Origin of the sequence: uncultured Methylovirgula sp. (assembly GCF_947646745.1) — a bacterium.
In the GTDB taxonomy this organism is placed as follows: Bacteria; Pseudomonadota; Alphaproteobacteria; order Rhizobiales; family Beijerinckiaceae; genus Methylovirgula.
In genome coordinates, this window is the sequence record NZ_CANSHK010000023.1 from 43243 (window position 1) to 52015 (window position 8773).

General features: G+C 62.5%; 7 protein-coding genes, 1 tRNA gene and 1 pseudogene. 7 read left to right on the forward strand and 2 right to left on the reverse strand.

Features of this window, described 5'->3' with window-relative positions; all coding sequences use genetic code 11:
- The first annotated feature begins 128 nt into the window (after window positions 1-128).
- From plsX to Q0025_RS08550, 7 genes are all read left to right on the forward strand, one after another.
- Window positions 129-1196 (forward strand): phosphate acyltransferase PlsX, encoded by a 1068-nt coding sequence (plsX, locus tag Q0025_RS08520; RefSeq protein ID WP_297297972.1) that lies wholly within the window; start codon window positions 129-131, stop codon window positions 1194-1196.
- A gap of 197 nt (window positions 1197-1393) precedes the next feature.
- Entirely contained in the window at window positions 1394-2386 is a 993-nt protein-coding gene (locus Q0025_RS08525; RefSeq protein ID WP_297297975.1) for a beta-ketoacyl-ACP synthase III, read from the forward strand.
- 305 nt (window positions 2387-2691) lie between these two features.
- Entirely contained in the window at window positions 2692-3084 is a 393-nt protein-coding gene (locus tag Q0025_RS08530; protein WP_297297977.1) for an integration host factor subunit alpha, read from the forward strand.
- Window positions 3085-3198: 114 nt separating this feature from the next.
- Window positions 3199-3741, forward strand: coding sequence for a MerR family transcriptional regulator (locus tag Q0025_RS08535; RefSeq protein ID WP_297297979.1), 543 nt, complete (start codon window positions 3199-3201; stop codon window positions 3739-3741).
- Between the two features lie 85 nt (window positions 3742-3826).
- Window positions 3827-3904: transfer RNA gene (locus tag Q0025_RS08540), tRNA-Pro, on the forward strand.
- Between the two features lie 104 nt (window positions 3905-4008).
- Complete coding sequence (gene thrS, locus Q0025_RS08545; protein WP_297297981.1) at window positions 4009-5982, forward strand: threonine--tRNA ligase; 1974 nt, start codon at window positions 4009-4011, stop codon at window positions 5980-5982.
- A gap of 241 nt (window positions 5983-6223) precedes the next feature.
- Window positions 6224-6970, forward strand: a complete 747-nt coding sequence (locus tag Q0025_RS08550; protein WP_297297991.1) for a GH25 family lysozyme — start codon at window positions 6224-6226, stop codon at window positions 6968-6970.
- Between the two features lie 10 nt (window positions 6971-6980).
- Here Q0025_RS08550 and Q0025_RS08555 read toward each other — a convergent pair whose 3' ends face one another.
- Together Q0025_RS08555 and Q0025_RS08560 are read right to left on the reverse strand one after the other, a co-directional pair.
- Window positions 6981-8123 (reverse strand): mechanosensitive ion channel domain-containing protein, encoded by a 1143-nt coding sequence (locus tag Q0025_RS08555; protein WP_297297983.1) that lies wholly within the window; start codon window positions 8121-8123, stop codon window positions 6981-6983.
- 114 nt (window positions 8124-8237) lie between these two features.
- Window positions 8238-8773: pseudogene (locus Q0025_RS08560) on the reverse strand (ribonuclease E/G); the annotation flags it as partial.

The following is an 8773-nucleotide window of genomic DNA, read 5'->3' on the forward strand; positions in this document are numbered from 1 at the left end:
GACCGCCATTTTGCGTTTTGATGGATTCGTCAAAACGAGAACAAAATGGTGAATTCAAAAGCTTAGGGCATGTTTTTCGGAAAGCCGCGCGCATTTTTCGCCGCGTGCCCAAGGCGCGAGGAGCTTTTATGACGCAATCGGTGTGCATCGCGATCGATGCCATGGGTGGCGATCACGGCCCGGAGGTGATCCTCCCCGGTGCCGCGCTGGCGCTCGCTCGGCACGCCGATCTTAAGTTCATCTTCTTCGGCGATCAGGTGCGGCTGAAGCCCTTGCTTGCCGCCGATCCGCGTTTGGCTGCGGTCTCGAGCCTCCGGCATACGGACGTCGAAATCCGCATGGACGACAAGCCGAGCCAGGCTCTGCGCAACGGCCGGCGCACCTCCTCCATGTGGCAGGCCCTCGAAGCGGTCAAACGCGGCGAGGCCGATGCGGCCTTTTCGGCCGGCAACACCGGCGCGCTGATGGCCATGGCAAAAGTTTGCCTGCATATGATTCCGGCCATCGACCGGCCGGCCATCGCCGTGCTTTGGCCGACGCTGCGCGGCGAGTCGATCGTGCTCGATGTCGGCGCTTCCATCGGTGCCGATGCGCAGCACCTCGTCGATCTCGCGATCATGGGTTCGGCGATGGCGCGTATCGTGTTCTCGCTGCCGCGGCCGACGGTCGGCCTGCTCAATATTGGCGTCGAAGAGGTCAAGGGCATCGAGGAGGTCAAGGCGGCGTCGCGAATCCTGCGCGAAACGGAATCGGCCGATTTCGATTATCGCGGCTTCGTCGAAGGCGACGATATCGGCAAGGGCGCCGTCGATGTGGTGGTGACGGAAGGGTTCTCCGGGAATATCGCGCTGAAGACGGCCGAAGGCACCGCGAAGCAGATCAGCGCCTACCTGCGCGAAGCGCTGCGCGGCAGCGTCGCCTCGAAGCTCGGCTATTTGCTGGCGCGGCCGGCCTTCCGCGCGCTGGCGGACAAGATGGATCCGCGCCGCGTCAATGGCGGCATCCTGCTCGGGCTCGAAGGCGTTGTCATCAAGAGCCACGGCGGCTCCGATGCCGTCGGTACCGCCCGGGCGCTCGAGATCGGCTACGAAATGGTCCGCGACGAGCTCCTGCGCAAAATCCAGGATTCCTTAAGCGAACGCGCCGAGCCGGCGGCTGCCCGAGTCGCCGACCCGGAGGATATTGTGCGCTCCTGATCGGGGAGGGCGGCAAGTTCGGGCTTCTGCCGCAGCGAAAAATGCTCTAGAGCGGGGCGCCGAAGGCGGATATCGGTTTTCCCCCCAAAGTTCCGCTCTAAGCCCTTAGAATCGATCACGTTCATGATTTTGGGTCGAACCGATCCAAGCCGTCGTGGTCGCAGCCGGCCGATCGGCAATTTGGATAGGAAAAGCTGTTGACCCGACCGCAAAATGCCGTTCTCCGCTCCGTCGTCATTGGCCTCGGGTCGTATCTTCCAAAGCGGATCTTGAGCAATGCCGACCTCGAGAAAATGCTCGACACCAGCGATGCCTGGATCACCCAGCGCACCGGCATCAAGCTGCGCCACATCGCGGCGGACGATGAGCGAACCTCGACGCTCGCGACCCATGCCGCGCGGGCCGCGCTCGCCGAGGCGGGGCTCGAAGGCAAAGACATCGATCTCCTGATCGTTGCGACGACGACGCCCGACTACACCTTTCCGTCTGTCGCGACGCAGGTCCAGGCCGCGATTGGCATGACCGGCGGCGTCGCCTTTGACCTGCAGGCTGTCTGCTCGGGTTTCATCTTTGCGCTGACGACGGCCGACAAGTTTCTGACCGCAGGTTCGCACAAGCGGGCTCTCGTCATCGGCGCCGAAATTTTCTCGCGGCTGCTCGATTGGAAGGATCGCGGCACCTGTGTGCTGTTCGGCGACGGCGCCGCGGCGATGGTCCTCGAAGCACAGCCGGGCGGCGGCACGACTGCGGATCGCGGAGTCTTGACGGCGCATCTGCGCTCCGATGGCCGGCATTTCTCGAAGCTTTACGTCGATGGCGGCCCGTCTTCGACGCAGACCGCTGGCCATATCCGCATGGAAGGGCGCGAAGTCTTCAAGCTAGCCGTAACCATGATTACCGATGTGGTGGAGGCGGCCTTCGCGGCGACTGGGACGACGGCGGAGGATCTCGATTGGTTCGTGCCGCATCAGGCCAATGCAAGAATCATCGACGCTTCTGCCGAAAAGCTCAATATCGCTCCGCAAAAGGTCGTGAAGACTGTCGCCTTTCACGGCAACACGTCGGCGGCTTCGGTGCCGCTGGCGCTTGCGGCGGCGCGTGCCGACGGGCGGATCAAGCCTGGCGATCTCGTGATGCTCGAAGCGATGGGCGGCGGCTTCACCTGGGGCGCAGCGCTTGTTCGTTGGTAGATGCGGCGCCTCCGCAACATCGGCGAACTTTATTCGCATCGGCGTCGGTGCGGGGCCAATCCTTTCAAACTATTGCGTTGACTTATGTTTTGCGTCAAGTTTAAGCAAGTAAAAGCGATGAGCGCCGTTTTGCGTGCGGGGGGATTGCAGGGACCAATCAGATGGTTAGGAGAATTTCCTCTGGTCCGGGATGGCGGTTTTTTTGTGCCGCGTTTTTCTGCAATGAGTTTGCGTGATTGCTAAGAGACTGCATCATTATCGCCGCTGATACGAAGTCATCCATTCAAAAATTATCGAGTTCCAAAATGGGCAAAAGTGAATTGTCGACAACAATTCCGTTCCCGGAAAATGTGCCGGGCGTTATCGCCGATGCCAAAAATCCGGATGGCTCGCGAACGGTGACGCGTGTCAATCTTGCCGAGGCCGTCTATCAGCAGGTCGGTTTGTCGCGCAAGGAATCGGCGGCGCTCGTCGAACAGGTTCTCGATGAGATCACCGAGCGCTTGATTGCCGGCGAATCCGTGCGGCTTTCATCGTTCGGCTCGTTCAGTGTGCGCCATAAGGGTCAGCGCGTCGGCCGCAATCCCAAGACCGGGGTCGAAGTGCCGATTAAAGAGCGGCGCGTGCTCGTATTCAAATCGTCAAATCTGCTGAAAGCCCGAATCAACGGCGTTCCCGGCAAGCCTGATTCCGAGTAATCTGATTCGCTACATACGGCGCGATTCGGCGCAACACGGGCCGCTTGGTTGAGGCGTCAGTGTTTGCAGCGCGATAGGCGTTAACGACGCGCCGGAATTTGGAGCGATCGGAACATGGAAAAGACGGCCGATGCGTTCAGAACGATCAGCGAGGTCGCCGAAGACCTCGATTTGCCGCAACATGTCTTGCGTTTTTGGGAAACGCGGTTTTCGCAGATCCGCCCGCTGAAACGCGGCGGCGGCCGCCGCTATTACCGGCGCGAAGATATCGCCCTTCTGCGCGCCATTCGACAGCTTCTCTACGGCGAGGGCTATACGATCAAGGGCGTGCAGAAAATCCTGAAGGAGCAGGGCGTGCGCGGCGTCGTGGCTGCCTGGCGCGGCGAGGCCGAGATCGTCCCGGAGGAGGAACTGCCGGTCGAAGTGGCGCTGCCGAATGCGATGGCCGAACCGGCCCGGCCGAGGCCCGCCTCCGGCGCCGCCGCGCAGAGCTTCGCGTTCGAAGGCTTTGAAGAGAGCTTTGTTGCGCCGCCGGCAGGGGGCGAAGGCACAGGGCTGGGGCCTGCCGATTACAAGGTTTTGGAGACGCTGCTCGCCGAGCTCAGCGAATGCGAGCGGCTGCTCGGCAATGCCCGCCGGCCGGCCAATCCGCAATAACGCCGCCGCTGGTTAGGCGGCGGATTTTGCCGCGCCGGCAATGCGCGTTGCGGGGCCTTGGCGCTTTCTCTATAAGGGCCGCAGTCGGAGTGTAGCGCAGCCCGGTTAGCGCACTAGTCTGGGGGACTAGGGGTCGTGGGTTCGAATCCCGCCACTCCGACCATCCTGCCGCGCCACCGTTCGGCATCGCTTGGCGCGACCCTATCGATGTGAACCATTTCTCAGCTTACGCCGATTGGTATCGGCGAGTGAGCGGAAGGAGAGACGATGATTTCCGTGACATTTCCCGATGGCGCGGCGCGCCAGTATCCGGCCGGCATCCGCGGCAGCGAGATCGCCAAGGGCATTTCGCCCTCGCTCGCCAAGCGCACCGTCGCCATGGTGCTGAATGGTGAGCTCGCCGATCTGGCCGACCCGATCGAGCATGACGTCAAACTCGAGTTCATCGACCGCGAGGACCCGCGCGCGCTGGAACTTATCCGCCACGATGCCGCGCATGTGCTGGCCGAGGCGGTGCAATCGCTCTATCCCGGCACGCAGGTGACGATCGGCCCGGTGATCGAGAACGGCTTCTATTACGACTTCTTCCGCAATGCGCCGTTCACCCCCGAGGATTTTCCGGCCATCGAGAAGAAAATGGCGGAGATCATCGCGCGGGATAAGCCCTTCACCAAGGAAGTCTGGTCGCGCGAACAGGCGAAAGCCTGGTTCGAGGAGCATGGCGAGGCCTTCAAGGTCGAACTCGTCGACGCGATCCCGGAAGATCAGGATCTCAAAATCTATAAGCAGGGCGAGTGGCTCGATCTCTGTCGCGGGCCGCACATGACGTCGACCGGCAAGATTGGCAACGCCTTCAAGCTGATGAAGGTCGCCGGCGCCTATTGGCGCGGCGATTCCAACAAGCCGATGCTGCAGCGCATCTATGCGACGGCCTTTGCGAAACAGGCCGAGCTCGACGCTTATCTCAAGCAGATCGAGGAGGCGGAGCGGCGCGACCATCGCCGTCTCGGCCGCGAGATGGATCTGTTCCATTTCCAGGAAGAAGGGCCGGGCACGGTCTTTTGGCATCCGAAGGGCTGGACCCTGTTTCAGACGCTGATCGCCTATATGCGCCGGCGCCAACAGGCGGCGGATTATGTCGAGGTCAACACACCGCAAGTGCTGGACCGTGCGCTGTGGGAAACGTCCGGTCATTGGCAGACCTATCGTGAAAACATGTTCACGACGATCACCGAGGACGAGCGCGTCTTCGCGTTGAAGCCGATGAATTGTCCGGGGCATATCCAGATCTTCAAGAACGGTTTGAAGTCCTATCGCGATCTGCCGCTGAAGATCGCCGAATTCGGCATCGTGCATCGCTATGAGCCGTCCGGCGCCATCCATGGCATCATGCGCGTGCGCGCCTTCACGCAGGACGATGCGCACATCTTCTGCACCGAAGACCAGATCATGGATGAAGCGCTGAAGATCAACGATCTCATCCTGTCGATCTACGCAGACTTCGGCTTCGACGATGTCGTGGTGAAACTCTCGACGCGGCCGGATAAGCGGGTCGGCTCGGATGAGGCCTGGGACAAAGCCGAAGCCGCTTTGCAGCAAGTGCTCGATGTGCTCACGGCGCGCGGCCTGAAGACGCAGATCAGTCCCGGCGAAGGCGCCTTCTACGGGCCAAAGCTCGAATATACTTTGCGCGATGCCATCGGCCGCGAGTGGCAATGCGGCACGACCCAGGTCGACTTCAATCTGCCGGGCCGTTTCGGCGCCTTCTACATCGGTGCCGACAGCGAAAAGAAGACGCCGGTGATGATCCACCGCGCGAGTTTCGGTTCGCTGGAGCGCTTCACCGGCATTTTGATCGAACATTATGCCGGCCATCTGCCGCTCTGGCTGTCGCCGGTGCAGATCGTCGTCGCCACCATCACCCAGGATGCCGACGACTATGCCTATGATGTCGTGACGCAAGCACGCAAGCTCGGCCTGCGCGCCGAATTCGATCTGCGCAACGAGAAGATCAACTACAAGGTGCGCGAGCATTCGCTCGCCAAAATCCCGGTGCTGCTCGTCGTCGGCAAGCGCGAGGCACAGGAGCGCACCGTCTCGGTGCGCCGTCTCGGTACGCAGGATCAGGTGAGCCTGCCGCTCGATGCGGCGCTGGCGGCGCTGGCCGGCGAGGCGACGCCGCCGGATTTGCGCCGGCTTGCATCCGTCGAGGCGCCGGCGCTCGCGCCCGATATCGGTTGAGCTTAAGCTCTCGGCTAAGGGAATTATCCGGTTCTTAACCCTGGCTTTGCCTTTTCATTGCCGCAAGATCGCGCCAGAAAGAATGGCGGCAGAGGGGCAAAGCCTGAGTCATGCGGCACGGGCTTTGCGGCGTGTTAACGGGTCGTTACCCGGCATCGGATAAATCGACCGAATGATCCGACGTCCTGATGTGCCGAGGGGTATTTGTCCGGCAGCGTGCCGGCGGGGGAGGGGAGCCTTGGTGGCGCCGATCCTGAGCGCCGTGTTGTGTCTTGCGGGCGCCCTCATGCTTGCCGGCTGTTCCGGCTCCGTGCCTGATACTGAAGTCTATCCGACTGCCGCCGATTTCGAAATCCACGGCATCGATGTGTCGCGCTACCAGGGCGACATCGATTGGAATGCGGTGCGCAGTTCCGGCGTGCGTTTTGCCTGGATCAAGGCGACCGAAGGCGGCGACCGCGTCGACGCGAAATTCGATCAGAACTGGATGGAGGCGAAGGCCGCGGGCATTCCGCGCGGCGCTTATCATTTCGCCTATTGGTGCCGCCCGGCAGAGGAGCAGGCCGCCTGGTTCATCCAGCACGTGCCGAGCGATCCGCAGGCGCTGCCGCCGGTGCTCGATGTCGAATGGAATCCCGTTTCGCAGACTTGCCCGGTGCATATTCCGCGCGAACAGGCGCTGGCGATGATGAAGACCATGCTCGAGGCCATGGAACACGCCTATGGCAAACGGCCGATCATCTACACCTCGGTCGATTTCTATCGCGACGTGCTGTCGGACGGCGCCTTTGTCGATTATCCGATGTGGGTGCGCAGCGTGAAATGCTATCCCGACGTCAAATATGCCGGCCGGCATTGGAATTTCTGGCAGCATACGGCCCAGGGCCGCGTGCCCGGCATCCGCGGCTATGTCGACCGCAATGCGTTCTACGGCTCCTCGCAGGACTGGCACACTTGGCTCGTTGCCGAGGCGGTCGAAGGCGGCTGATGCGACGCGCTCAGGCGTCGGCACGGGCCGGGCGCCGCGGTCCCGTCGGCGCCGCGTGCATGCCGATCTCGCTTGGCAATCCCTGCAATTCGGCGCGCTGCTTCGGCAAAGCGCCGGGATAGTTCTCTTGCAAAAAAGCGATCAGCTTTTCGCGAATTTCGCACCGCAAGTCCCAGACCTCTTGCGAGTTCTCCGCACTCGCCAGGGCCCGAAGCTCTATGCAGCGGTCTGACGCATCCGTCACTTGCAAATTGACGACACGCCCGTCCCACAGCTTCGAAGCCTTGACGATCTCCGTCAGCTGCTGCCGGACCTGTTCGACCGGCGTCGTGTAATCCACCCACAGCAAGACGGTGCCGATGAGCTCGGACGAAACGCGCGTCCAGTTCTGGAACGGGGTTTGGAGAAAATAGGAAAGCGGCACGATCATTCGCCGCCAATCCCAGATTTGGATGACGACATAAGTCCCGTTGATTTCTTCGACCCAACCCCATTCATTTTCGACGACCACCGCATCGCCGATACGGATTGGCTGCGTTATGGCGATTTGGACGCCGGCGATGAGGTTGGTGAGCACCGGGCGGGCTGCGAGACCGACAATGATCCCGGCGGCGCCGGCAGACGCGATCAGGCTGACGCCGAACTGGCGGACCTGCGGAATGCTCATCAGGGCGACGGCGATGGTGATCATAATGACCACCGTCTCCGTGGCGCGGCGCAGCACGCGCACTTGCGTCAGATGTTTGCGCGCAAGCAGATTGTTCGCGACGTCGATCCGGAAACGTCTGATGTAAAAATCGCCGGCCAGTTCGATGGCCATGAGCGCCGCCCAGCCGGTCAGCAGGGTGAAGCAGATGGCGAGGATTTGCGCGATCAGCAGTGCCGTTGCGTGCGAAAGCGGTGCGATTGGCAAAGCCAGCGCCACAGCTGCCAGGACGAGCGCGAAACGCGTTGCGCCGAAGACGCGTGAGATCAGCGATTGGACGAACAGGTGATCGGCGCCGATCAGGCGACGGATCAGCCGCATGATCGTGCGATGGAAGAAGAGCGCCAACGCCGCCGCCGCCGTAAGCACGACAAGGCTGATCAACCAGCCGGGCAGGTAGTGCCCGAGGTCGCGTATCCACCAGGGAAGACGTGCGGCTGCGGTCATCGCGCTTTTCCTTTACGCGATGAATGCGCGGCGATTTTCTCCGGTTCCTTAGATCGTTCGCATCTGCGAAAGCGGCGCCGAACTGGCGCCGCTTGACGGGAATGTTCGCCCTATCTAGCCGCCGAGGCTGGCCTTGGCGCGCTGCCACCAGCCGGTTCGCTTCGGCCGGTTCGGCTCGGGCTCAGCCGGTTCGGCCACCTCCACGGCGGGTTCGGCGGCGATGGCGGCCGGGGCCGGGATAGGGGCAAGGGGCTCGCTTGGATGCGGCGTTGCCGGCGGCAAAGCCTCAGCCGCAAGCGGCTGCGGCGCGTCGTAGGCTCGGGTCTCGCCCGGCGCCGACTCGCGGACGAAGAAATCGTCGTGCTCGACCGAGCCGAAGTCCTCCGCCGGTTCGCCTACACCGGATCCCGCCGCCGTCTCTGCACCGTTTTCCGCGTGAAGAGGTTGCGCCTCCGGCCGCTCGGCGCCGCCGCGGCCTCTACGCCGGGAGCGCCGCCGCCGTGGCCGGTCGCTGCGCGGCGGCAGAAGCTCGTTTTGCTCCTCGTCGCCCTCGGCCTCGTCGGTTCCGCCGGCTTCGGCTTCCGGCTGAGCGTCGATGCCGGCGACATAGGCAAGCGCATCGTCCGAAGGCTGTGGCGCATTGGCCGGGA